Annotated in this window: 21 protein-coding genes; 12 read left to right on the top strand and 9 right to left on the bottom strand. The window is 69.1% G+C overall.

Annotated elements, in window-relative coordinates; genetic code table 11:
* Positions 1-60: 60 nt before the first annotated feature.
* Positions 61-1,338: an alpha/beta hydrolase gene (locus tag AB7M35_RS02330; RefSeq protein ID WP_453956930.1), complete on the top strand. Its 1,278-nt coding sequence runs from the start codon at positions 61-63 to the stop codon at positions 1,336-1,338.
* A 63-nt stretch (positions 1,339-1,401) separates the two neighbouring features.
* On the opposite strand, the gene AB7M35_RS02325 is transcribed toward AB7M35_RS02330, so the two are convergent.
* The gene (locus AB7M35_RS02325; RefSeq protein ID WP_453956928.1) at positions 1,402-2,157 is read right to left on the bottom strand and encodes an SDR family NAD(P)-dependent oxidoreductase; all 756 of its coding nucleotides are present in this window, start codon (positions 2,155-2,157) and stop codon (positions 1,402-1,404) included.
* A gap of 230 nt (positions 2,158-2,387) precedes the next feature.
* On the opposite strand from AB7M35_RS02325, the gene AB7M35_RS02320 reads away from it, so the two are divergent.
* On the top strand, positions 2,388-2,987 hold the full coding sequence (locus AB7M35_RS02320; protein WP_453960565.1) for a TetR/AcrR family transcriptional regulator: 600 nt from the start codon (positions 2,388-2,390) through the stop codon (positions 2,985-2,987).
* An 86-nt stretch (positions 2,988-3,073) separates the two neighbouring features.
* Here AB7M35_RS02320 and AB7M35_RS02315 read toward each other — a convergent pair whose 3' ends face one another.
* The 3 genes from AB7M35_RS02315 to AB7M35_RS02305 form a co-directional block, all read right to left on the bottom strand.
* The gene (locus AB7M35_RS02315; RefSeq protein WP_453956926.1) at positions 3,074-3,463 is read right to left on the bottom strand and encodes a VOC family protein; all 390 of its coding nucleotides are present in this window, start codon (positions 3,461-3,463) and stop codon (positions 3,074-3,076) included.
* A gap of 50 nt (positions 3,464-3,513) precedes the next feature.
* A complete protein-coding gene (locus AB7M35_RS02310; RefSeq protein ID WP_453956924.1) occupies positions 3,514-4,218 on the bottom strand; it encodes a DsbA family oxidoreductase in 705 nt (234 codons plus the stop codon).
* Between the two features lie 114 nt (positions 4,219-4,332).
* Positions 4,333-6,201 carry an extracellular solute-binding protein gene (locus tag AB7M35_RS02305; RefSeq protein ID WP_453956922.1) on the bottom strand — a complete coding sequence of 623 codons (1,869 nt, stop codon included), beginning with the start codon at positions 6,199-6,201 and terminating at the stop codon, positions 4,333-4,335.
* Positions 6,202-6,472: 271 nt separating this feature from the next.
* On the opposite strand from AB7M35_RS02305, the gene AB7M35_RS02300 reads away from it, so the two are divergent.
* Entirely contained in the window at positions 6,473-7,120 is a 648-nt protein-coding gene (locus AB7M35_RS02300) for an invasion associated locus B family protein (RefSeq protein ID WP_453956921.1), read from the top strand.
* A gap of 257 nt (positions 7,121-7,377) precedes the next feature.
* On the opposite strand, the gene hspQ is transcribed toward AB7M35_RS02300, so the two are convergent.
* From hspQ to AB7M35_RS02285, 3 genes are all read right to left on the bottom strand, one after another.
* Positions 7,378-7,713, bottom strand: a complete 336-nt coding sequence (gene hspQ, locus AB7M35_RS02295; RefSeq protein WP_453956919.1) for a heat shock protein HspQ — start codon at positions 7,711-7,713, stop codon at positions 7,378-7,380.
* Between the two features lie 74 nt (positions 7,714-7,787).
* Positions 7,788-8,831 carry an HpcH/HpaI aldolase/citrate lyase family protein gene (locus tag AB7M35_RS02290; protein ID WP_453956917.1) on the bottom strand — a complete coding sequence of 348 codons (1,044 nt, stop codon included), beginning with the start codon at positions 8,829-8,831 and terminating at the stop codon, positions 7,788-7,790.
* 120 nt (positions 8,832-8,951) lie between these two features.
* The gene (locus tag AB7M35_RS02285) at positions 8,952-9,869 is read right to left on the bottom strand and encodes a lysophospholipid acyltransferase family protein (protein WP_453956915.1); all 918 of its coding nucleotides are present in this window, start codon (positions 9,867-9,869) and stop codon (positions 8,952-8,954) included.
* A 332-nt stretch (positions 9,870-10,201) separates the two neighbouring features.
* Here AB7M35_RS02285 and AB7M35_RS02280 point away from each other — a divergent pair, with 332 nt between their 5' ends.
* A complete protein-coding gene (locus AB7M35_RS02280) occupies positions 10,202-11,161 on the top strand; it encodes an AEC family transporter (protein ID WP_453956913.1) in 960 nt (319 codons plus the stop codon).
* A gap of 7 nt (positions 11,162-11,168) precedes the next feature.
* On the opposite strand, the gene AB7M35_RS02275 is transcribed toward AB7M35_RS02280, so the two are convergent.
* Positions 11,169-12,380 carry a UbiH/UbiF family hydroxylase gene (locus AB7M35_RS02275; RefSeq protein WP_453956911.1) on the bottom strand — a complete coding sequence of 404 codons (1,212 nt, stop codon included), beginning with the start codon at positions 12,378-12,380 and terminating at the stop codon, positions 11,169-11,171.
* A gap of 155 nt (positions 12,381-12,535) precedes the next feature.
* Here AB7M35_RS02275 and AB7M35_RS02270 point away from each other — a divergent pair, with 155 nt between their 5' ends.
* The 5 genes from AB7M35_RS02270 to AB7M35_RS02250 all read left to right on the top strand — a co-directional run bounded on the left by AB7M35_RS02270 (position 12,536) and on the right by AB7M35_RS02250 (position 17,220).
* Positions 12,536-13,471, top strand: coding sequence for a DUF2182 domain-containing protein (locus AB7M35_RS02270; RefSeq protein WP_453956909.1), 936 nt, complete (start codon positions 12,536-12,538; stop codon positions 13,469-13,471).
* Between the two features lie 28 nt (positions 13,472-13,499).
* Entirely contained in the window at positions 13,500-14,114 is a 615-nt protein-coding gene (locus AB7M35_RS02265) for a DUF1326 domain-containing protein (protein ID WP_453956907.1), read from the top strand.
* Positions 14,115-14,168: 54 nt separating this feature from the next.
* On the top strand, positions 14,169-14,906 hold the full coding sequence (locus AB7M35_RS02260) for a TerC family protein (protein WP_453956905.1): 738 nt from the start codon (positions 14,169-14,171) through the stop codon (positions 14,904-14,906).
* 96 nt (positions 14,907-15,002) lie between these two features.
* A complete protein-coding gene (locus AB7M35_RS02255) occupies positions 15,003-15,977 on the top strand; it encodes a quinone oxidoreductase family protein (protein WP_453956903.1) in 975 nt (324 codons plus the stop codon).
* Between the two features lie 10 nt (positions 15,978-15,987).
* Positions 15,988-17,220: a M20/M25/M40 family metallo-hydrolase gene (locus AB7M35_RS02250; RefSeq protein ID WP_453956902.1), complete on the top strand. Its 1,233-nt coding sequence runs from the start codon at positions 15,988-15,990 to the stop codon at positions 17,218-17,220.
* Between the two features lie 109 nt (positions 17,221-17,329).
* Here the strand turns inward: AB7M35_RS02250 and AB7M35_RS02245 are convergent, their stop codons facing one another.
* Positions 17,330-18,544, bottom strand: coding sequence for an MFS transporter (locus AB7M35_RS02245; RefSeq protein WP_453956900.1), 1,215 nt, complete (start codon positions 18,542-18,544; stop codon positions 17,330-17,332).
* Positions 18,545-18,810: 266 nt separating this feature from the next.
* Here AB7M35_RS02245 and clcA point away from each other — a divergent pair, with 266 nt between their 5' ends.
* The 3 genes from clcA to ntrX all read left to right on the top strand — a co-directional run bounded on the left by clcA (position 18,811) and on the right by ntrX (position 23,976).
* Entirely contained in the window at positions 18,811-20,214 is a 1,404-nt protein-coding gene (gene clcA, locus AB7M35_RS02240; RefSeq protein WP_453956898.1) for a H(+)/Cl(-) exchange transporter ClcA, read from the top strand.
* A 114-nt stretch (positions 20,215-20,328) separates the two neighbouring features.
* Positions 20,329-22,599 carry an ATP-binding protein gene (locus tag AB7M35_RS02235; protein WP_453956896.1) on the top strand — a complete coding sequence of 757 codons (2,271 nt, stop codon included), beginning with the start codon at positions 20,329-20,331 and terminating at the stop codon, positions 22,597-22,599.
* A 6-nt stretch (positions 22,600-22,605) separates the two neighbouring features.
* Positions 22,606-23,976 carry a nitrogen assimilation response regulator NtrX gene (gene ntrX / locus AB7M35_RS02230; RefSeq protein WP_453956894.1) on the top strand — a complete coding sequence of 457 codons (1,371 nt, stop codon included), beginning with the start codon at positions 22,606-22,608 and terminating at the stop codon, positions 23,974-23,976.
* Position 23,977: the final 1 nt, after the last annotated feature.

Genomic DNA, 23,977 nt, shown 5'->3' with positions numbered 1-23,977 from the left:
CAGAGCGGGCCCCGGCGGGCACACCATGGGTGGGGAAGGAACCGGCAGAGAGTGGATCGCGTGCGGGCAAGACGGGTTTTTCTGGGTGTCGCCACGATCTGCCTGATCGTCGCCGGCTGCGCGAGCAAACCCGAAGGCGTGCTCGTCCCGTTCGACGGGCCGATCACCGGCACCAGCGTGGTCGACCTGGTGGCCGCGACCACCCGCGTCTACGACGACGTCGACCCCGGCTTCCTGTTCTCCGGCGATCGCGCAGACGTCACCGCCTTCGCCGAGATCAGCGTGTCGATCCCGCCGGATTCGGCGCGCAAGTCGGGGGAGATCCAGTGGCCGCGGAAGCTGCCGCCCGATCCGGCGACCGAGTTCGTCACCGTCGCGGCGAAGCGCGTCGACGAGAAGACGGCGATGGCGCGGGTCGACGCGGAGCTGAAGGAGAACAAGGCGCGGCACGTGCTGGTGTTCATCCACGGCTACAACAACCGCTTCGAGAGCGCCGTCTACCGGCTGGCCCAGATCGTCCACGATTCCCGCGCCCCGGTGGTGCCGGTGCTGTTCACCTGGCCATCGCGCGGCAAGCTGCTCGCCTACACCTACGACCGGGAGAGCGCCAACTTCTCGCGCGACGCGCTGGAGCGGCTGCTGACGGAGCTGGCGCGCAACCGGCAGGTGGAAACCATCAGCATCCTCTCCCATTCGATGGGCAACTGGGTGACGCTGGAGGCGCTGCGCCAGATGGCCATCCGCAACGGCCACATCAACGCGAAGATCCACGACGTCATGCTGGCGGCGCCGGACGTCGACGTCGACGTGTTCCGCACCCAGATCGCCGCGTTCGGCGAACCGCAGCCCAACTTCACCCTGTTCGTCTCCCGCAAGGACAAGGCGCTGGCGGTGTCGCGCCGGGTCTGGGGCGGGGTGCGCCTCGGCGCCATCGATCCGACGTCGGAGCCCTACAAGGAAGAGCTGCGCAAGGCCGGCTTCACGGTCGTCGACCTGACCGGCGAGAAGACGTCGGACCGGCTCGGGCACAACACCTTCGCCGAAAGCCCCGACGCCGTGCGCCTGATCGGGGCGCAGCTCGCCACCGGCCAGGACCTCAACACCTACGACGTCGGGCTGGGCGAGAAGGTGGGCGAACTGGCGACCGCCACCGGCGCCAATCTGGGCGCCGCCGCGGGCCTCATCGTCACCGCGCCGCTGGCCGTCGTGGATCCGGTCACCCGCAACCACTACGACGACCGCGTCGAGCAGCTCGGCCAGCAGATCACCGACACGCTCGACAGCGCCACCGACCTTCCGGAGGGCGCGGCCCCGCCGCCGGTCACGGACCAGCGGTAGGGCGGTTTGCCGGGGCAGGGCGGGCACCAGCCGGATGCCCGCCCGCACCGCGCGGAGACGGCGTCAGATCTGGTAGCCGCCGCTGATGTCGACCACGCCGCCGGTGATGTAGGCGGCTTCCGGACCCGCCAGGAAGCAGACCGTGGCGGCCACCTCCTCGAGCGTGGCGATGCGGCGGACCGCATGCAGGTCCATCATCGCCTCGGGCAGGTTGTCGGCGACCTCGGAGGCCATGTCCGTCGGCATGATGCCCGGCTGCACGACGTTCACCGTGATGTTGCGGGACCCGAGATCGCGGGCGACGCCCTTGGCGTAGCCGAGCACGGCCGCCTTCGTTCCCGCGTAGTCGGCCACCCCCGGGAAGGCGATGCGCGTGCCGAGGCCCGAGCCGATGAAGATGATGCGGCCGCCGTCGGTGAGCTTCTGCGCCGCGGCCCGCGTCGTGGCGACGGTGCCGAGGACGTTGATCTGCCACTGGCGATCGAGGCCGGCCGTGTCCAGATCGGGATCGTCGACGGTCTTGCCCTGGACGGCGATCGCGGCGTTGTTCACGAGGATGTCGAGCCTGCCGAAGTGCGCGACCACCGCGTCGACCAGCGGCCCGGCGGCGGTGAGATCGGCCTGGTCGCTCTGGACCGCGAGCGCGCGAACGCCCTTGCTCCTGAGCTTTTCGACCACGGCTTCGGCCTTGTCGGCGGAGGCCACGTAGCTGATCGCGACATCGGCGCCCTGGTCGGCGAACGCTTCCGCCATGGTGGCACCGAGCCCGCGCGATCCGCCGGTGATGAGAACGACTTTTCCGTCGAGGCGACTGGTCATGGGTGGTCCTTTCGATTGGACACGTCTGGAGAACCCCGCCGCGTGGGCGGCAGGTGATCGAGAGGGCTGGAGCATGCGGTTGACTGTCGGTCAGCGGCCGGAGGCGACGACCGACCGATCGGATGCGCTCATTCCGTAACGATCATTATTGTAACGATCGTTAGCCATTCTGGACACGGCGCGTCAAGTGATTTAATAACGGCCATTATGAAAAACGGATGGACGATCTGATGGGGCGTCATCGCGAGTTCGACGTAGACCAGGCGCTGGACGCGGCGCTCGCCGTGTTCTGGCGCAAGGGCTACGAGGGCGCCTCCTATGCCGACCTGACGGAGGCGACCGGCGTCGAGCGGCCCGGCCTCTACGCCGCGTTCGGCAACAAGGAAGCGCTGTTCCGGCGCGCGCTCGACCGCTACTTCGAGCACTACCTGCACTATGTGCCGGCGGCCCTGAAGGAACCGACATCCCGCGCGGTCGCGGCCCACGTCCTGCGCGGGGCGATCGAGCTGTGCACGCGCTACCCGGATCGGGCGGGGTGTTTCGCGATCAACGGCGCGCTGGCGTGTTCCGACGCGGCCGAGCCGATCCGCCTGGCGCTGGTCGACGAGCGCGCGTCGGGCGAGGCGTCGCTGCGCGCGCGCTTCGAACAGGCGAAGGCCGACGGCGACCTTCCCGAGACCGCCGACTGCGGCACGTTGGCCGCCTACGTCATGGCCGTCGCGCACGGCATGGCGGTGCAGGCCAAGGCGGGCTTCAGCGCCGAGACCCTCACGGCCGTGGCCGACCAGGCGCTCGCCAGCTGGCCAGCGCCCGTCTCATCTCAGAAGTAGGACCGCATCGGGAGAGGGCCCGCCGGGCGGGCGGAAAGCCCCCAGCCCGCGGCGACCCGTACGCATCCCTTCCCGGAGCCGCGCGTCTATTCCCGGAAGATGGCGCAGAGCTTGTTGCCGTCGGGATCGCGCACGTAGGCGAGGTGGAACCGGCCCATGGCGGTGTCGCGCGGGCCCGGCGCGTCCTCGATCGAGGTGCCGCCGTGTTCGACGGCAGTGTCGTGGAACTGCTGGACCTGCTCGGGCGAGGTGCACTTGAAGCCGATGGTCCCGCCGTTGGCGAAGCAGGCGGCTTCCCCGTCGATCGGCTGACTGACGGCGAAGGTGTTGCCCGCGTGGCGGTAGAACAGCCGCTGCTGGCCCGTGGCGTTGGTGTTGCGCGCGGCCTCGCCGGCGCCCACCGTTGCCAACACGGCGTCGTAGAAGCGCTTCGAGCGCTCGATGTCGTTGGACCCGACCATGATGTGACTGAACACGGTTCCTCCCGGACTTCGTTGTTATCTTTCAGTTGCGTAGAGGGAATGCCTCAGGCGCCAGGACCCTGCTCGACGGGCGGCCGCACGCCGGCCAGCCGCTCCTGGTAGGACTGGCGGATCGCGTCGGCGATGACGGACGATTCCTGGGCGCCGAGGACCGCATAGCGGTTGTCGATGATGAAGCAGGGGACGCCGGTGACGCCGATCTTCTGGGCGGTGGCGATCTCGTCCTGCACGGCTTCGCGGTCGGCCTCGCCGGCCAGCAGCGCCTCCACCACCGGGCCGTCCATGCCGGCATCGGTGGCGGCGTCCACCAGCGTCTCGCGCTTCGTCAGGTCGGCGGCTTCCACGAAGAACATCGAGAACAGCCGCTCGACGACGGCGGCCTGCATCTTCTCGCCCTCGATGCCGGCCCAGCGGACCACGCGGTGGGCGTCGATGGTGTTGGGCGAGCGCTCGATCGCCTCGAAGGCGAAGTCGATCCCTTCGGCGCGGCCGAGCTCCACGAGCTGGGCGTGCATCGCCTTCACCCGCTCGTCGTCGCCGAACTTCTCCTTGAAGTAGGCGCGGCGGTCCTTGCCCTCGGGCGGGATCGTCGGGTCGAGCTGGAAGGGCCGCCAGTTGACCACGACGTCGATGCCGGCGACGTCGGCAAGGGCGCCTTCCAGCCGGCGCTTGCCGATGTAGCACCACGGGCACATGACATCGGAGATCACGTCGACGGTGATCGGTTCGATCGCTTGGGTGTCCGGCACGGCTGACGCCTTTCGTTCGAAGAGGGAAGCGGGACGCTCCGGCGCCTCAGTGGACGACGGCAGCGTCGCGGGTGTGCGGAAAGGTGGGCCCGCCGACCGCAAAGGGCAACCGGGCTAGTTGCCGGGCGCCGCCCACCAGGTGTCGGGTTCGGCGCCGCTGAGGCTCGAGGCCTCGGGCCGCCGGATCCGCGCCCAGCGGCCGATCCACTGGTCGGCGGAGTTGTAGAGCGGCAGCCCGTAGAAGCCCGACAGCAGCACCCGGTCGAGCGCCCTGACGGCGTCGACGAACTCCGGACGGGTGGTGGCGGCGAGCATCGCCTGGATCATCGCGTCGATGGCGGGATCGGCGGCGCCGGTGAAGTTGAACGATCCGTCGGCCCTGGCGGCCGCCGAGCTCCAGCGGAACAGCTGCTCGTTGCCGGGCGAGAGCGAGGAGCGCCAGCCCGCCCGGATCACGTCGAAATCGAAGCTCTGCAGCCGCGATTGGTACTGGGCGCTGTCGACGTAGCGGACGTTCACGGTGACGCCGATCGGCTTCGCCAGCCGCTTGTAGGCAAGCGCCAGGCGCTCGTCCTCGCGGGTCGCCACCAGGATCTCGAAGACGAACGGCGCGCCGGTCGCCGCATCGACCAGCTGGCCGTTGCGGATCTCGTATCCCGCCTGCTGGAAGAGCCGCAGCGCCTCGCGCATGTTGGCACGGTCGCGCCCCGACCCGTCGCCCTTCGGCGGCGCCCAGGTGCCGTCCAGGATGTCGGCGCGCACGGCATCGGGGTAGGGCGCCAGCAGCGCGCGCTCGGTGGCGCTCGCCGGCCGCCCGGTGGCGGCGAGCTCGGAGCCCTGGAAGTAGCTCGTGGTGCGCTCGTACTGGCCGTTCAGGAGGTTCTGGTTGACCCAGGGAAAGTCGAACAGGTAGCCGAGCGCCTCGCGTACCCGCTTGTCGGCGAACTGCGGTCGGCGGGTGTTGAAGGCGAACGAGCGCGCCGCCCGGGGCGTGTGCGTCTCGATGCTGTCCTTCACCGCGTCGCCCGAGGCAATGGCCGGAAAGTCGAAGCCGGTCGCCCAGCGGGTCGGGTCGGTCTCGACGTAGACGTCGACGAGCCCCTTCTTGAAGGCCTCGAACAGCGTCGACTGGTCGCGGAAATAGTCGAAGCGGACCCGGTCGAAGTTGAAGCGGCCGCGCACGATGGGGAGGTTCGCGCCCCAGTAGTCCGGATTGCGTCGGAGGACGATGCGCTTGCCGGGATCGACGCTGTCGACGAGGTAGGGCCCGCTGCCGACCGGCGGATCGAAGGTGGTGCGCTCGAAGGTCTCCGGATCGATGGCATGCTTCGGCAGCACCGGCATCAGCCCGAGAATCAGCGGCAGTTCGCGGTCGGCCCCGTCCTGGAAGACGAATCGCACGCCGTCGTCGCCGACGCGCTCCACGCGATCGACCTTGGAATAGTAGCTGCGGTGGTTGGGCCGGCCCTTTTCGCGCAGCAGCTCGTAGGAGAAGATCACGTCGTCGACGGTGACCGGCTCGCCGTCGGAGAAGCGCGCCTCCGGCCGCACGTAGAAGGTGACGGAGCTGCGATCCGCGGGCATCTCGACGCCCGAGGCGAGCAGCCCGTAGAGGCTGAACGCCTCGTCGCGGTTCCGCTCCATCAGGCTTTCGTAGACGTTGTTGCCGGTGAGCGGGCCGTAGAACGGGTCCAGGAGGCCGTAGGCGATCTCGCCGCGGACGATGAACGGGTTCAGGCTGTCGAACGAGCCGAGCACGCCGTAGGTCACCGTGCCGCCCTTCGGCGCATCCGGGTTGGCGTAGGGCAGGTGATCGAAGTCGGGGGCGAGTTCGGGCGTGCCGACCATGGCGATGCCGTGCGCCGGCGCGGCCGAAACCGGACCGGCGAGCGCCACGAGCGCGGCTAGCAGGATGCCCGCGAGGGCTTGCGGGCGGCGCCTCGGGCCCACAGATGGGAGACGTCGGTGTTGCAAAAGGAACATAGCCGCTTCCCGAATCGATGGTCGAACAGGGTCAACCGATCGAAAGACCTAGCAAAGCACACCCTTTAGTGCATCCGTTGCCGGCCTAGATATTCGGCGCGCGGACGTTTAGAAGGTCACGCGCTGGAGCTATCGAGAGCCGGAGGCCCGACTTCGGCAAGATCGACACCTTGGCGCGGGAGCCGCGCGGCGGTACAACCGCCGAAGATGGCTTCGGACCCGTGCTCGGCATCGCCGAGAGGCGGCCAGTACTAACCCGGATGGAGTTCAAATGGCTGAGCGCAAGATGATGATGAAGGCTCCGGCGCGAACCGGCCTGTTGGTGGCCGGGGCGATCGCCGTCGCGAGCGCCATCTCCCCGGTCCAGGCGCAGACCGAGCAGACCGACAACGCCTGGGTCAAGGTGTGCAACACCGACCCGAACACGAACAAGGAAGTCTGCCTGATCACCCAGGAGATCCGGACCGACTCCGGCCAGTTCCTGGCTTCGGTGGCGATCCGCGAGATCTCCGGCGAGGAGCGCAAGGTGCTGCTGTCCGCCGTGCCGGTCGGCATGCTGATCCAGCCGGGTCTGCGCGTGCAGATCGACGGCGGCAAGCAGGCGCAGGCGCGCTACTCGATCTGCTTCCCGAACGCCTGCTACGCCGAAATGGTGGTGGACGCGGCGTTCGTGACGCAGCTGAAGGCGGGCGGCACGCTGAAGCTCACCACGCTGAACCAGCAGGCGAAGCCGGTGAACTTCGACGTGACCCTGAAGGGCTTCACCTCGGCCTACGACGGCGCAGCCCTCGACCCGCAGGCCCTGCGCCAGCAGCAGGAGCAGCTGCAGGACGAGCTGAACCGGAAGGCCCAGGAGGCCCGCCAGCGGCTCATCGACGAGCAGAAGAAGGCCAGCAAGGCGGCCGAAGGCAGCAACTGATCCTGCCAGCGCCGACGAAATCGGAGAAAGCGCAGCCCGAAAGGCTGCGCTTTTTTCGTTTGAGCATGACGACACAGACCCACGCACGGCGCCCATAGCGGCGCCGTTTCGCGTTTCAGATCAGCGGTTTATCGGGGGTATTTGAGGCTCCTGCCGTGAGCGCTGAGCGCCCACCGGCGGTACCGTGACGGCCCATGCGGAACGCGCAGGGCGGGAGAACCCGCCAGCATCATCCGGCGGCGTCGCTCGAGGCTGGCCTAGTGGCGGCGGATTTCGCGGGACTGATAGACCCCGTCCTCGCGGCCGCCGAACATCTCGGCCACCTGGGGGTGCCGGATCGGCTCCTCGGACTCGTCGGGAAGCAGGTTCTGCTCGGAAACGTAGGCCACGTACTCCGTCTCGGCGTTCTCGGCGAATAGGTGATAGTAGGGCTGGTCCTTGGACGGGCGCACATCTTCCGGGATGGCGAGCCACCACTCTTCCGTGTTCGCGAACGTCGGGTCCACATCGAAGATGACGCCGCGGAACGGATAGATGCGGTGACAAACGATCTGGCCTATCTGGAATTTTGCAGTCCGCACCTTGTCTATCATCCCCAAATCCTCGAGCAGCCCCTCCTAACGAATCCCCAGACGCACTGCAATAATATAGATCGCCGGTTAAAGACCTACACCCCGTAGGCGGCAGCAAGATCCGGGTCGCGGGCGGCCACCGCCTTCGCCAGATCGACGATGACCTTGGCCTGCTTCCAGGTGGCGTCGTCCTGCATCTTGCCGTCGAGCATCACCGCGCCGCTGCCGTCCGGCATCGCCTCCAGGATGCGGCGGGCGAAGGCGACCTCGTCGGGATCCGGGCTGAACACCCGCTTGGCGATGTCGATCTGACTCGGGTGCAGCGACCAGGCGCCGACGCAGCCCATCAGGAAGGCGTTCTGGAACTGGGCCTCGCAGGCATCGGGGTCCTGGAAGTCGCCGAACGGGCCGTAGAACGGCTTGATGCCGGCGGTGACGCAGGCATCGACCATCCGGCCGATGGTGTAGTGCCAGAGGTCCTGCTGGTAGCTCGACCGTGCGCCGCCGTCGGCGGTCGGATCGGCCAGCACGCGGTAACCCGGATGGCCGCCGCCGACGCGCGTGGTCTTCATGCGGCGCGAGGCGGCGAGATCGGCCGGCCCCAGGCTCATGCCATGCATCCGCGGGCTCGCCTGGGCGATGGCGGCGACGTTCTCGACGCCTTCGGCCGTCTCCAGGATGGCGTGCAGCAGGATCGGCCTCTCGATCCCGTGCCGGGCCTCAAGCTGGGCCAGCAGCTGGTCGAGGTAGTGGATGTCCCACGGGCCGTTGACCTTGGGCACCATGATGACGTCGAGCTTGTTGCCGATGGCCGGAACGATCTCCAGCACGTCGTCCAGCATCCACGGGCTGTCGTAGCTGTTGATGCGGGTCCAGAGGCCGGTGGCGCCGAAATCGGTCGCCTTCGCCATCTCGATGAAGCCCTGGCGCGCCGCGAGCTTCTGGTCGGCCGGAATGGCGTCTTCCAGATTGCCGAGCACCACGTCGACCTTGCCGGCGAGCTCCGGCACCTTGGCGCGCACCTTCTCGATGTGCGGCGGCACGAAGTGGATCATCCGCTCCAGGCACACCGGAAGCGTGCGGAAGGGCGCGGGCGCACCGACGGCGAGTGGCTCGAAAAAGGCGCGGGGTGTCTTCAACGGCTCCTCCATCAGACGCCGGTCTGCGCCGGGCGCTTCTCCTGGATCATGCCGATGCTGCGACGCAAAACAAGCCCCGGTGGCAGCCGGCGGGCGGGTTCCCCCAGCCCGGCGTGCAGGTCAGGCTCGGGCCTCGTCCTCGGGCCGCAGCGCCCATTTGCGGTGGGACCACATCCACTGGTCGGGGTGGGCGCGGATCCAGTGCTCGAAGGTGTCGTGGATGGTCTGGGTCGTCTGCAGCACGTCGTGCGCCCGATCGTCGGTGCGGGTCTGCTCGATGGTGGTGAGATGCAGGCGGAAGCGGGCGCCCTCGGTGCGGACCATGCAGCCGGCGACGATGGGCAGGTCGGCGAGGCGGGCGAGGCTGGCCGGAAACGGGTTGGCGTAGGCCGGCCGGTCGAAGAACACGACCTTGATGCCGCGCCGCTCCCGAAGGTCTGCCAGGAACCCGACCGAACCGCCTGATTTCACGATGGAAACGAGCTTGCGGGCGGTGGCGTGGCCCTTCGGAAAAAGGCCGCCCCTGTAGATCGGCTCCCGCAGGCTTCGGATGTAGCGGTCGACCAGCGGGTTCTGGATCGCCTGGTAGGTGCCGGCGACCGAGACGTTCCGGCCGAGCGCCGGCAGCGCGGCGACCTCCCAGTTGCCGAGGTGGAGCGAGACGAACACGCAGCCGGTGCGCGCCAGGCGGCGGTAGCGCTCGACATCGGTCGGAAGCTCGAAGCGTGAGGGATCTGCGACCAATGCGTCGACGTGGGCGCTTTCGGCGACGACGCGTCCGAGGTTTTCCCAGCTCGCCACCGCGATCCGCTCGCGGGCGTCGGCGCTGAGCTCCGGGAAGGCGAAGGCGAGATGTTCGCGGACCCGGGCGTGCCGGCGCATGTGGGGGGCAAAGGTGCGCCACAGCCGGCCGCTGACCGCCGAGGCGGTGTCGAGCGGCAGCGCGCGCACGGGGGCAAGCCCCGCCCTGAGGCCGAGATATTCCAGCCGCATGCGCAGCGGGCCGAACGGGCCGGGATAGAAGGCAGACGTGGTCACTTCACGGGTCCGGACACTTGACGATCGCCGCCCGAGACCGCGGAGGTGCGGAGCGGGCAGCCTGGCACAGGCAAGGACGGGTAGGGCGGTTACGCCCCGCCTGTCCATGGGCTTTGACGCAGGCGCCGCTTTGACCTTTGATGGGGCCTGCCGGCCCCACCGGATCGCCGCGCGGCTTCCCCGAATCGATCGAGAGGCGGGAATGCCCTTTATTCCAACGAGTTGGTGCGGGAAATGAAAGCGCGTCCGGTCTCTCTCACGATCGCCCCGATGGTCCCGGCAGCGCCGATGCCGTCGATCGTCGCGACGCGCCCGCGGGCGGTGCGATCCGCATGAACCACGTCATCTCGCTCGCCTTTCCGTTCTTCGGCCTGATCTTCCTGGGGTACGGCGCGGGGAAGCTGATGGACCTGTCGACGGACGGGCTCTCCTGGCTCAATTTCTTCGTGATCTACCTGGCGCTTCCGGCGCTGTTTTTCCAGCTTCTGGCGGAAACGCCCATCGAACAGATGGGAAGCTGGGGCTTCATCATCTCCACCACGGCCGTGACGGCGGTGATGTTCGCGCTGGCGTTCCTGGTCGGCTACCTGAGGACCCGGGGCGACGTGCGGGTGGCGGCGATCCAGGGCCTGGTCGGCTCCTACTCCAACATCGGCTACCTGGGGCCGGGCCTGACGCTGGCGGCGCTCGGACCGCTCGCCACCGTGCCCACCGCGCTGATCTTCTGCTTCGACAGCGCTCTGCTGTTCGTGCTCGTGCCGATCCTGATGTCGGTGGGGAGCCGGGAGCACGAGAGCGCGTGGCGCACCGGGCTCATCATCGCGCGGCGCATCCTCACCCACCCGTTCATCGTCGCGACGATCGCCGGCATCGCCGCGGCGGCGATCGACTTCGAGCCGCCTGAGGCGCTGGACCGGCTGCTCTCGATGCTGCGCGGCGCGGCGGCCCCGTGCGCGCTGTTTGCCATCGGCGTGACGGTGTCGAGCCGGTCGATCCGGCGGGTGCCCGGCGAACTGCCGCTGCTGCTGGCCATCAAGCTGGTGCTGCACCCGGTGCTGATCTTCCTGGTGCTGAGCTGGGTGGGCGGAATCGATCCGCTGTGGATCGCCACGGCCGTGCTGATGGCGGGGCTGCCGCCAGCGACCAACTGCTTCGTGCTGGCGAGCCAGTACCAGGTCTATGTCGAGCGGGCGTCGAGCGCGGTGCTGATCGGCACGGTCGCCTCGGTGGTGACGGTGACGGCGCTCCTCTACCTCGTCACCCACGACCTGCTTCCGAAGGCGCTGTTCTAGACCCGTCTCACGCCAGCGGCAGGCCGCGGCTGAGGCGCGGCGCGCCGAGGCTGGGCGTCAGGCCCTCGCGCATCATGAAGCGCCGGAGCGGGCCGAAGCGGGTGGCGGCGTAGAGTCCGAGCCCGCGCGCGGCGGAGGCCGGCAGGAACCCGCTCAGCAGCGACCGGTTCAGGAGATCGACGGCCAGCGTTCGGCTCTCGATGTCGGGCTTGCGGCTCTTCTCGTAGGCGGTGAGCGTGCCGGCGCCGCCGAGGTCGGCGGCGGACCGGCGTGCGGCGACCAGCACCTCCACCAGCCCTGCGATGTCGCGGAAGCCGAGATTGAGGCCCTGGGCGCCGATCGGCGGGAAGCGGTGGCCGGCCTCGGCGATCAGAACGGTCCGCCGGGCGGCGAGCTTGCGGGCGACCATGCCGCCGAGGGGGATGGATCCCCGCGAGGCCTCGACGGTCACGGCGCCGAGCAGCCGGTGGCTGCGCCGCTCGATCTCGCGGGACAGCTCGCGGTCGGACAGGGTCTCGATGCGGGCGACCTCCTCGGCGCGCTCCACCCAGACGAGGCTCGACCGGCGGGCCTCGAGCGGCACCACGGTGAACGGGCCGGACGGCGTGTGGAATTCCGTCGAGGTATCGTGATGGGGGCCGCTGTGGCCGAAGGTCGTGACGAAGGCGTGCTGGGGATAGTCCCAGGTGCGCACCCCGATGTCGGCGGCTTCCCGCAGGAACGAATGCGCGCCGTCGGCCGCAACCGCCAGCCGGGCGGTGAAGGTCCGCTCGCCGGACACCAGCGTGATCTTCTCGCCCCCGTGGACGACATCGGTGACCGGCGCCTGGATCCAGGGAAGGCCGGCGGCCTCGGCGGCGGCGCCCAGGCTGTCGTTCAGCGCGTTGTTGGCGATGTTGTAGCCGAACGCCTCCAGGCCGATCTCGCCGGCCTCGAACGTCACCTCCGGCGCGCGGATCAGCCGGTTGGTCGCGTCGACGATTCGCATGGCGCGCATGGGGGCGGCGTGGGGCGCCGCGGCATCCCATGCGCCGGCCGCGTCGAGCACGTTGACCGACCCGGTGAGCAGGGCGGTGGTGCGCGGATCGCCGGCGTGCCGGGGGCCCACCAGCGCGACGTCGAAGCCCTGCGCCTTCAGGAGAAGCGCCGCCGTGAGCCCGGCCGGGCCGGCGCCGACCACGACGATCTCGTGGTGCGTGCTGGTATCGTGCTCGTCCATGGGGCGTCTCCGGATCGTCTCTCGCCGTGACCGTTGCTGCGATGCTAATATCCATGTGGCGGTCCCGGCGCGAGTGCCAAGGGCCGAAGCACTTGTTCGGCGATGCGTTCGCTGCTTTCGTGAGCGCCTTGCCCTTCCCGGACCCCGCGCCGCCCATGCCGACCCGGCAGCCGCTTCATCACCCCATTCCCTCCGGCGACGACGGCCCGGCGGCCAGCGATCCGTCGCCGGCGCGACACCCGCTCACCCGCAGCCGCACGCTGGTCTACGCGGCGACGGCGGTCGCGGTGCTGCTGGGCTGGGCCTATCTCGCAACCGTCGTGCTGTCGGTACCGGACGCGGCGCGCGGGGCGCTCGGGCCGGGCATGAACCTGACGGCGCTCGGATCGGGCCCGACGATCCCGACCTTTCTGCTGGCGCTGTGCACCCCGGCGACGCTCGCCACCGGCATCGACCCGGCCGCCGCGGCGGTGACGTTCGCCATGTGGGCGGCGATGGTGTTCGCGATGATGCTGCCGTCGGCGGTGCCGATGTTCACCACCTATTCCGACATCGCGGCCGAGGCCGCGCGCAAGAAGATGCGCGTTCCCTCGGTGTTCGTGCTGGCCGGCGGATACGTCAGCGTCTGGCTGGCGTTCGCGGTGCTGGCGACGGCCGCGCAGCTGGCGCTCGTCTGGCTGGGGACGCTGTCGCCGTCGATGACGCCGCTGGCGCCGGCGCTCGCCGGCACGACGCTGATCGCCGCCGGTGTCTACCAGTTCACCTCCGCGAAATATGCGTGCCTGGTGCGCTGCCGCGCGCCGTTCTCGATCCTGTTCACGCGCTGGCGGACCTCGGCGCACGGCATGTACCGGCTCGGGCTAGAGGAGGGGCTGTTCTGCCTCGGCTGCTGCTGGGCGCTGATGGTGGTGATGTTCGCCGTCGGCGTGATGAACGTCGTGTGGATGGCGGTGCTGACGGTGCTGATGGTGGCGGAGAAGACGACGTCGGGGCGGGGGCTGACCTGGTCGATCGGCGTCGGCCTGGTCGGCTGGGGACTGCTGCTGCTCGCCGTGTCGGAGCCGGGTCGCCGGCTGATGGGACTGGCATAAGAACAAGACACATCGGGGAAACGGACCAATGGCCAACGAACCGTGGGAGCTGAAGGGGGAGCTGGTTCTGTCGTGCAACTGCACGGTGTTCTGCCCGTGCGTGCTGTCGCTCGGGCAGCATCCGCCGACGGAGGGCTACTGCCAGACCTGGGCGGCGGTGCGCATCGACGACGGACACTTCGGCGACGTCGACCTCTCCGGCGTGAAGGTCGGGCTGATCATGGAGATTCCCGGCCTGATGAGCCGCGGCAACTGGACCGCCGGGCTGATCGTCGACGACCGCGCGTCGGTCTACCAGACCAAGGCGCTGACGCGGATCTTCACCGGCAAGGCGGGCGGGACCACGGCGCTGCTGTCGATCCTCGTCGGCCGCTTTCTCGGCGTCCACCGCGCGCCGATTTCCTACGGCCTCGACGGCGAGACGCGCCGGGTAACCATCGAGAATTACGTGGAAGGGGCGCTGACACCGGTCGCCGGCAAGGAACCAGGCGAGGCCGTGGTCATTTCCAACAGCCAGTACTGGATTGCGCCGGACATCACGGTATGCAAGGCCGACCGCAGCAAGATGCGGGCGTTCGGCCGGAACTGGAACTTCGCCGGACGGTCCGCCGAGCTCTGCCGGCTGGACTGGCGGGGACCTTGAAACGCATGTCCAGGGCACGACGGCGCGCCGCGTGACCCGATCGGGGAATGATTGATGGAATGGATCTCTGACCCGCAGATCTGGGCGAGCCTTGTCACGCTGACCGTGATGGAGATCGTGCTCGGCATCGACAACATCGTGTTCATCTCCGTGCTGGTGTCGAGGCTGCCGCAGTCGCAGTCGGACCGCGCCCGCAAGATCGGCCTGGCCCTGGCGCTGATCATGCGGATCCTGCTCCTGCTTGTGATCTCCTGGATCATCGGGCTGACGGCGACGCTGTTCACGCTGTTCGGCGAGGCGTTCTCCTGGCGCGACATCATCCTGCTGGCCGGCGGCGCGTTCCTGCTGGTGAAGGGCACGCTGGAAATCCACGCCGGCATCGAGGGCGACGAGCACGGCCTCGGCGAAAAGCCCGCGCCGCCGGCGTTCTGGTCGGTGATCGCCCAGATCCTGGTCATCGACCTGGTGTTCTCGGTCGATTCGATCGTCACCGCCGTGGGCATGGCCCAGCACGTGGAGGTGATGATCGCCGCCGTGGTCATCTCCATCGGCATCATGTTCGTCGCGTCGGGGCCGGTCGCCGACTTCATCAAGCGGCACCCGACCACCAAGATGCTGGCGCTGTCCTTCCTGCTGCTGATCGGCGTGGCGCTGATCGCCGACGGGCTCGGATTCCACATCCCGCGCGGCTACATCTACTTCGCCATGGCGTTCTCGGCCCTGGTGGAGATGTTCAACATCGCGCGGCGGAACAGGCATATCGCGCGGACGGGAGCGGACGCGGGCCACTGAGCCTGCCGCCCGCCTGACCATCATCGGGCCGGCGCGGCCGGTGGGAACCATCTTCCGCCGGCCGCCCGGCCCGCCAGAACCACGAAGGGAGCCGCAATGACCCACGCCATCGTCGTCCACAAGACCGGGGGACCGGAGGTCCTCAGCTGGGAAGAGATCGAGGTGGGCGAGCCGGGGCCCGGCGAGGCGCGGGTCCGCCACACCGCGGTCGGGCTCAACTACATCGACACCTACTTCCGCACCGGCCTCTACAAGGCGCCGTCGCTGCCGTTCATCCCCGGCAACGAGGGCGCCGGCGTCGTCGAGGCGGTGGGCGAGGGCGTCGACACCGTCGCGCCGGGCGACCGCGTGGCCTACGCCGGAACGCTGGGCGGCTACGGCGAGGCGCGGCTGATCGAGGCGGACCGGCTGGTGAAGGTGCCCGACGGGATCGACGACAAGACCGCGGCCGGCATGATGCTGAAGGGCATGACGGCGCGCTACCTGCTGCGTCGGACCTTCAACGTGACGCCCGGCACCACCATCCTGTTCCACGCGGCGGCGGGCGGCGTCGGCCTGATCGCCGGCCAGTGGGCCAAGCATCTGGGCGCCACCGTGATCGGTACGGCGGGCTCGCCCGACAAGATCGAGCTCGCCAAGGCGCACGGTTACGACCACGTGATCAACTCGCGGACCGAGAACTTCGTCGAGCGGGTGAAGGAGATCACCGGCGGCAAGGGCGTCGACGTGGTCTACGATTCGGTCGGCCAGGACACCTATCCGGCCTCGCTCGACTGCATCCGGCGGCTGGGCATGTGGGTCCCGTTCGGGCAGTCGTCCGGCCCGATCAAGAACTTCGACCTGCAGATCCTCAACCAGAAGGGCGGCATCTTCACCACCCGGCCGACGCTGTTCCACTATGTGGCGGAGCGCTCGGAACTGGAGGAAACGGCGGCCGACCTGTTCGACGTGGTCGCCTCCGGCGCGGTGAAGATCCGGATCAACCAGGAATATCCGCTGAAGGAGGCGGGCCGCGCCCAGACCGATCTGGAGAACCGGAAGACCACCGGCACGACGGTGCTGATCCCATGAGGCGAAAACGATGATCGAAACGGAGGTGGACAGTCGGTTCGCCGAGGCTGTGGCGTTCCTGCAGGCGCTGATCAAGGTGCCATCCGAAAACCCGCCCGGCGACTGCGCCGAGGCGGCCGACACGATCGCCGGGCTCTACGAGGAGCTCGGGTTCACGGTCGAGGTCCATCCGGTGCCCGATCCGTTCGCCCGCCAGTTCGGGATGCGGAGCGCGACGAACCTCCTGGTCCGCAAGACGTTCGGCGACGGGACCGGACCGACGATCGCGCTCTCCAGCCACGGCGACGTGGTGCCGCCGGGCGAGGGGTGGAACAGCGACCCCTACGCCGCCAACATCCAGGGCGGCGCGATCTACGGGCGTGGCACCAACGACGCCAAGGGTGACCTCGCCACCTACGCCTTCGCACTGCAGGCGTTCGCGGCCTCCGAGGAGAGCCGCGACGCCAACGGCACCGTGGAGCTGCACATCTCCTTCGACGAGGCGACCGGCGGCTTCATCGGCCCGCAGTGGCTGATCGGCCAGGGCCTGTCGACGCCCGACTATGCGATCTGCGCCGGCTTCGTCGGCGCCGTCACCACGGCCCACAACGGCTGCCTGCACATGGAGATCCTGGTCCGGGGCCGATCCGCTCACGCGGCGGTGCCCGAGGCCGGCCACGACGCCCTGGAGGCGGCGACACCGATCCTGGTGGCGCTCTACCAGGAGCGGGCGCGGCTCGCCAGCGTGGTGAGCAGGGAAGACGGCATCGGCTCGGCCAAGCTGACGGTCGGCACCATCGCCGGCGGCATCCACACCAACGTCGTCCCGGACCGGGTGGTGATGAAGGTGGACCGCCGGCTGATCCCCGAGGAAAATCCGGAGGAGGTCGAGGCGCAGCTCACCGAGCTCGTCCATACGGCGGCCGGCGAGCACGACGGCATCGAGGTGGAATGCCGTCGCATCATGCTGGCCGGCGCCATGCACCCCGTCGAGGGCATCGAGCGGCTGGTCGATCCACTGCGGCGCCATGCGTCGGAGGTGCTCGGGCGGGATGTCGCGGTCACCGGCGCGCCGGTCTACACCAGCGCCCGCCACTACGCGGCCGCCGGCATTCCGACGGTGCTCTACGGCGCCAGCGCCCAGGTGACCGGCGACAACGACAGCCACGCCGCCGACGAATCCCTCAACCTCGACGATTTCCGCAAGGCGATGAAGGTGATCGGGCTGACCCTTGGCGACCTGCTGGGCGGACGCCCGGCCTAGAGTTCACGTCCTGGCCGCGGGCCAGGACGTGAACGTTCCCGGTCAAGTCGCTGTATTAATGGCGTTTCTCAGAAACGGCAGGTCGACACGCTCGGCCTGCTTTCGGGCGTCAGTCCTCAACCGGCACCGGCGGCCGGGTGAGGAGCAGCGGCACCAGCGCCAGCACCTGGAGGGCCAGCAGGATCGCGAACCCGATCTGGTAGCCCTGCGCCGTGGCGCCGCCGCCCTCGGCGGGGAAGAAGTCGAGGAACTCGCCGAACAGCCACTGGATCAGGAACGCCACCACGAACACGAAGAAATTGAGCGCCGTGTTCACCCGGCCCGAGGCGCGGCGCGAGAACGCCGGAGCGAGCACCGCGAAGCACGACACGCCGACGGTGCCGGTCATGGCGTAGAGCAGCCACAGGGGCGCGGCCGTCTGCGGCGGCAGCACGATCATCAGGAACTGCACGACGAAGAAGGCGAGGGTGCCGGCGATCATCACGCGCTCGGAGGAGCGTCCGCCGCGGGCGGCCTGCTGGACCACCCAGCCGAACCCGACGAAGCCGGCCATCAGCGCAATGGCGATGACCGACAGCCAGGCGGCAGCGCCAGTCGCGGACACGCCGGCGGCGTCGCGGAGCCACGGGCCGGCCCACAGGCTGCCGACCGACAGCAGCACGCCCTGGACCATGCTGGAGATCGGGCAGAGGCGCCAGAAGGCCCTGGCCGTGAGGATGTCGCGCAGTTCGCGGAGCAGCAGGCCCATCGGCGGGGCCGTGCCGTGCATGTCGCGGCGCGGCACCATGAGCATGGTGGCGAAGGAAGCCAGCACCGTCGCGGCAGCGATCACGTCGAACACCCCGCGCCAGCCGAGCGCCTGCACCAGCGCCTCGGTGGGCGTGCCGCCGAAGAACGCGCCGATCGAGCCGGCCGCCATGTGCAGGCCGTTGATCATCGGAATCCGGTCTGCCGGGAACCACAGCCGGTAGGCGGTGAAGGACGCCGTCAGGCAGGTCGCGGTGCCGAGGCCGATGATCAGGCGTGCGATGCTGAGTTCGGCGAAGGACGACGCATGGGCAAACAGCAGGCAGCCGGCACCGGCCATCAGCATCAGTGCCGCCTGGACGCGCCGCGGTCCGAACTTGTCGATGAGCACGCCGAAGGGAAGCTGCGCCAGCGCGAACGCGAAGAAATAGAGGCTGGTCAGAAGCCCGAGCTCGCCGGGGGTGAGGCCGAACTCGACGCTGATCGGCTCGCCCGCCACCGCGTTGATGACGCGAACGAGGTAGCTGACCAGATAGCCCGCCGAAAACGGAAGGAAGACGCGAACAAACGGTGACATCGGACCACGCAAGGGATGCAGATGCGCGCGGGGCGATAACCGGGCGCGCCGAGGCTCGGCGGGAGCGACCCGACAGCGCCGGGTCTGCACTGCTATCGCGCGAACACCTGTCGTTGCAAGCATGACGGGTGGCGTCCTGGCCCGCGGTTTGCGACACCATCGGCTTGATCGCAAAGACGTCTCGCGCTAGCGCGGTACTCGCGCTCCGGGTCGCCGGCGCGCGGAGCGCGGTTCGGCAGGGCCGCAGGCAAGGGGCAGGGGCGTCAGTGAACAAGCCAGGATCGCCATCGCGCGTATCGGATGCGTGGTTCTACGTCCTGGCGATGGCCGTCGGCCTGCTCACCGGCTTCGTCGGCACGGTCTTCCACCTGGTCGCCGATGCCATCCTCACCTGGCACGCGACGTCCGCCGGACGATTCGGCACGCCGACGGCGATCGTGCTGACGGCGCTCTCCAGCTGCGCGATGGTGGTGGGCGCGGTCTACCTGGTGCGGCGCTTCGCCCCCGAGGCCGGCGGTTCGGGCGTCCAGGAGATCGAGGGGGCGCTGGAGGACCTGCGGCCGGTGCGCTGGCGCCGGATCCTGCCGGTGAAGTTCTTCGGCGGGCTGCTGTCGATCGGCAGCGGCCTCGTCGTCGGCCGGGAAGGGCCGACCATCCACATGGGCGCCAGCATCGCGGCGGCGCTGTCGGAATACGCCCGCCCCGGCAAGATCGAACGGAAGGGCCTTCTTGCCGCCGGCGCGGCGGCCGGCCTGGCGGCGGCCTTCAACGCGCCGCTCGCCGCCGTCCTGTTCGTCATCGAGGAAACCCGCAAGCAGTTTCCCTACACGTTCCGCACCTACATGGGCGTCGCCATCGCGGCGGGGTTCGCGACCCTCGTGACCGAGGAGATCGCCGGCGTCGGCCCCGACCTGCCGATCATGGGGCTCGCGGTGGCGCCGCAGTACCTGATCGCGTTCGTCGTGCTCGGCGCGGTTCTGGGCCTGTTCGGTGTCGGCTTCAATCGCCTGCTCCTGTGGTCGCTCGACGCGGTCCAGAGCATCGGCAGACACACCAATCCCTACGTCTTCCCGGCGCTCTGGGGCCTCGTCATCGGCGCGCTGCTGATCGTCTATCCCGGGGCGGCCCAGGGCGGGGAACGGCTCATCCTGACGCTGGTGGCCGAGCACTGGACCGTGCTGGGCCTCTGCATGCTGGTGGTGCTGCGGCTCGGGTCCACCATGGCGAGCTACTCGGTCGGCGCGCCGGGCGGCATCTTCGCGCCGATCCTGACGCTCGCCACCTCGGCCGGACTGGCGCTCGGCGCCGCGATGGCGCTCGTGCTGCCGCACGCCGAGGGACTGCCCGTCGCGTTCGCGATCGCCGCGATGGGCGGCCTGTTCACCTCGACCATTCGCGCGCCGATGGTGGGCATCGTGCTGGTGCTGGAGCTGACCGGGTCGTTCGACCTGCTCCTGCCCGTCTTCGTCACCTGCGTGGTCTCCAACATCGTGGCGGAGCTGCTCGGCGGCCGGCCGATCTACGAGCAGCTGCTGGAGCGCACGCTGCGGCTGGCCGGCCAACCCGTGCCGCCCGCCGACGACGAAACCCTGCCGGTCCAGTTGGGCTGGGAGAGCGGCAAGGACGAGGAACCGGTCGCCGACAGCGGGATCCACGCCCGGCGCGGCTAGGGCGCGTTTCGAGCCCGTATCAGGCGCGTCTCGACCTCTCCGTCTCATTTCGGCAACATTGTTGTTTATCGGTAACGTTCACCGCGGTGACTCGGCCCCAAGCTTTTCGGTTTCATGACCTCGAACGACATCTTCATCACACAGCCCATCGGCGGGAACGGGTCGGACCGGAACCGCTGGGTGCGTATCCTCGGGCTGTGGATCGTCGGGCTCGCGCTGCTTTCCGTCACCGTGACCTTCCTGGTCCTGACGGGCCTGACGCCGATCGCCCCCACCAAGCGAGTGGTGCACCTCGCGCTGATGATCAACGGCGCGCTGGTCACGATCCTGCTGTTCGGGGTGGCGTGGGAGATCCGCAGCCTGTGGCTCGCGCGGCGGGAAGGCCGGGCCGGGTCCCGGCTGCATGTCCGCATCCTGGCGCTGTTCTCGCTGATGGCCGTGCTGCCGGCGGCGCTCGTCGCCGTGGTGGCGGTGATCACGCTGAACCGCGGCCTCGACCGCTGGTTCGAGGAGCGCACCCGGGCGATCGTCGACAATTCGGTCGCCGTCGCGGACGCCTACGTGGAGGAACACGCCCGCGTGCTGCGTGGCGACCTGATCGCCATGGCCCTGGACATCGACCGCGCGCGGCCGCTCTACGACCACGAGCCGGCGCGGTTCGACAGCTACCTGCAGACCCAGACGTCGCTGCGGCTCTTGCCCAAGGCGTTCCTGCTGTCGGCCGACGGCAACGTGATCACCAGCGCCGTCGTCAATCCCGACCTCGAGATCGCCATGCCGCCGGAACCGGCGCTGAAGCGCGCCGAGGACGGCAGTCCGGTGATGATCGCGCCGGGCGACGCCAACCAGGTGGGCGGCATCCTCCGCCTGAAGGCCTACGACGACCTCTACCTCTACATCGCGCGCCCGATGGACCCGCGGGTGCTCGCCTACCTGCGGCTCAGCCAGGAGAACGCCGAGGAATACAAATCGCTCGACGACAGCCGGCTCGGCATGCAGGTGGCCTTCGCGCTGGTCTATGCCGGCGTGACGCTGGTGCTGCTCGTCTCGGCGCTGTGGCTCGGATTCGGGTTCTCCAACCGGCTCGTCGCGCCGATCCGGAGGCTGATCGACGCCGCCGATTCCGTCTCGCACGGCAACCTGTCCACCGAGGTGCCGATCAATCCCCACGACGGCGATCTCGCCCATCTCGGCGAGACCTTCAACACGATGACGACGCAGCTGCGCTCGCAGCGCGAGGAGCTTTTGTCCGCCAACGAGCAGATCGACCAGCGGCGCCGCTTCACCGAGGCGGTTCTCGCCGGCGTGACGGTGGGCGTGCTGGGCATCGAGCCCGACGGCACGCTGTCGCTCGCGAACCGCTCGGCGCTCGAGATCCTCGGCGTGCGCGAGGAGGACCTGGCCGGCCAGCCGCTCAGGGACTGCGTGCCCGAGCTCGCCGGCCTGATGGACACCGGGCCGCGCCTCGGGTTCCGGGCGCGGCAGGGCCAGATCACGCTCAACCGCGACGGCAAGGAACGGATCGTGGCGGTGCGCATCACCGTCGACCGGGCGGATGCCCGCCGGCAAGGGTGGGTGGTGACGTTCGACGACATCACCGATCTGGTGTCCGCCCAGCGCACCTCCGCCTGGGCCGACGTGGCGCGCCGCATCGCCCACGAGATCAAGAACCCGCTGACGCCGATCCAGCTCTCGGCGGAACGCCTGAAGCGCCGCTACGGCAAGCGCATCGAGGACGACCGGGAGGTGTTCGACCAGTGCGTCGACACCATCATCCGCCAGGTCGGCGACATCGGCCGCATGGTCAACGAGTTCTCGTCGTTCGCGCGGATGCCTAAGCCGGTCATCGAGGAACGCAACCTCACCGATGCGGTGCGCGAGGGCGTCTTCCTGCAGAGCGTCGGCCACCCGGGCGTGAAAGTGGACACCCACTTCCCGGAGGAAAAGGTCATCGGCCGCTTCGACCACCGGCTGATCGTCCAGGCGATCTCCAACCTGGTGAAGAACGCCGCCGAATCGATCGAGCAGGTGAGCGAGGAGGAGCGGGCCGCCACGCCGGGACACATCGACGTGACGATCCGCACCGAGAACGGCAACCACATCGTCGAGATCGTCGACAACGGCATCGGCCTTCCGCAGGAAGGCCGCCAGCGGCTGCTGGAGCCGTACATGACGACGCGCGAGAAGGGCACCGGCCTCGGCCTCGCAATTGTCGGAAAGATCGCCGAGGACCACGGCGGCCGCGTCGAGCTGCTCGACGCCCGGGCCGTGGGCCACGATCAGCGCGGCGCATGCGTGCGGCTGATCCTCGCCGCGGCGGGGCCGTCCGACGACGGCCTGCCTGCCATTCAAGCTTCACCGTCTTCACCCACAGCTGCGGGTTAGGAATTCATGGCCACCGATATTCTGATCGTCGACGACGAAAGGGACATCCGCGATCTGATCGCCGGTATCCTGGAGGATGAGGGCTTCTCCGCTCGCACCGCCGCGCACTCCGACGAGGCCCTGGAGGAGATCGCGACGCGCAAGCCCAGCCTGCTGTTCCTCGACATCTGGCTGCAGGGCAGCCGGCTCGACGGGCTGGCGCTGCTGGACCAGGTGAAGGAGCAGCATCCGAGCCTGCCGGTGGTGATTATTTCCGGCCACGGCAACATCGAGACGGCGGTGTCCGCCATCAAGCGCGGCGCCTACGACTACATCGAGAAGCCGCTGAAGGCCGACCGGCTGATCCTGGCCGCCGAGCGCGCGCTGGAGGCCTCCAAGCTGCGCCGCGAGGTCGCCGACCTGAAGGCGCGCGCCGGCGAGGCGGGCGAGCTGATCGGGCAGTCGGCGGCCATGAGCTCGCTGCGCGCCACCATCGGCCGGGTGGCGCCCACCAACAGCCGGACGCTGCTGTCGGGGCCCTCGGGATCGGGCAAGGAGCTGGTTGCGCGGTCGATCCACATGTCGTCGCAGCGCGCCGACGGGCCGTTCGTCATCGTCAACGCCGCGACCATCACGCCCGAGCGGGTCGAGGAAGCGCTGTTCGGCACCGAGTCGTCGAACGGCGGCCCGCGCGCCGTCGGCGCGCTTGAGGAGGCCCACGGCGGCACGCTCTACCTGGACGAGATCGCCGACATGCCGCTGGAGACCCAGGGGCGGATCCTGCGGGTGCTGGTGGATCAGACGTTCACCCGCGTCGGCGGCTCCACCCGGGTGCACGTCGACGTCCGCATCATCTCCTCGAGCGCCCGCGACCTGCAGTCGGAGATCGAGGACGGGCGCGTCCGCGAAGACCTGTTCCACCGCCTGAGCGTCGTGCCGATCCGGGTCCCGTCGCTGGCCGAGCGCCGCGAGGACATCCCGCTGCTGGTCGACCATTTCATGCGGCAGATCACCACGGCCTCGGGCCTGCCGATGCGCATCATCGGCGACGACGCGATGGCGGTGCTGCAGGCGCACGACTGGCCGGGGAACATCCGCCAGCTCAAGAACAACGTTGAGCGGCTGTTGATCCTGACCCGCGACCAGGACATCGACGAGCCGATCTCCGCCGACCTGCTGCCGTCGGAGGTGGGCGCGCTGGTGCCGCCGCTGTCGTCGGGGCCAGGGGGCGAGCATTTCATGGCCCTGCCGCTCCGGGACGCCCGCGAGATCTTCGAGCGCGACTACCTGAAGGCACAGATCAACCGCTTCGGCGGCAACATCTCGCGCACCGCGGAGTTCGTCGGAATGGAACGCTCCGCCTTGCATCGCAAGCTGAAGTCGCTAGGCATCGCGTGAG

It is taken from the genome of Amorphus suaedae, from assembly GCF_053629675.1.
Note: the sequence above shows the minus strand (reverse complement) of the source record. Positions and strands in the feature narration are given on the sequence as shown.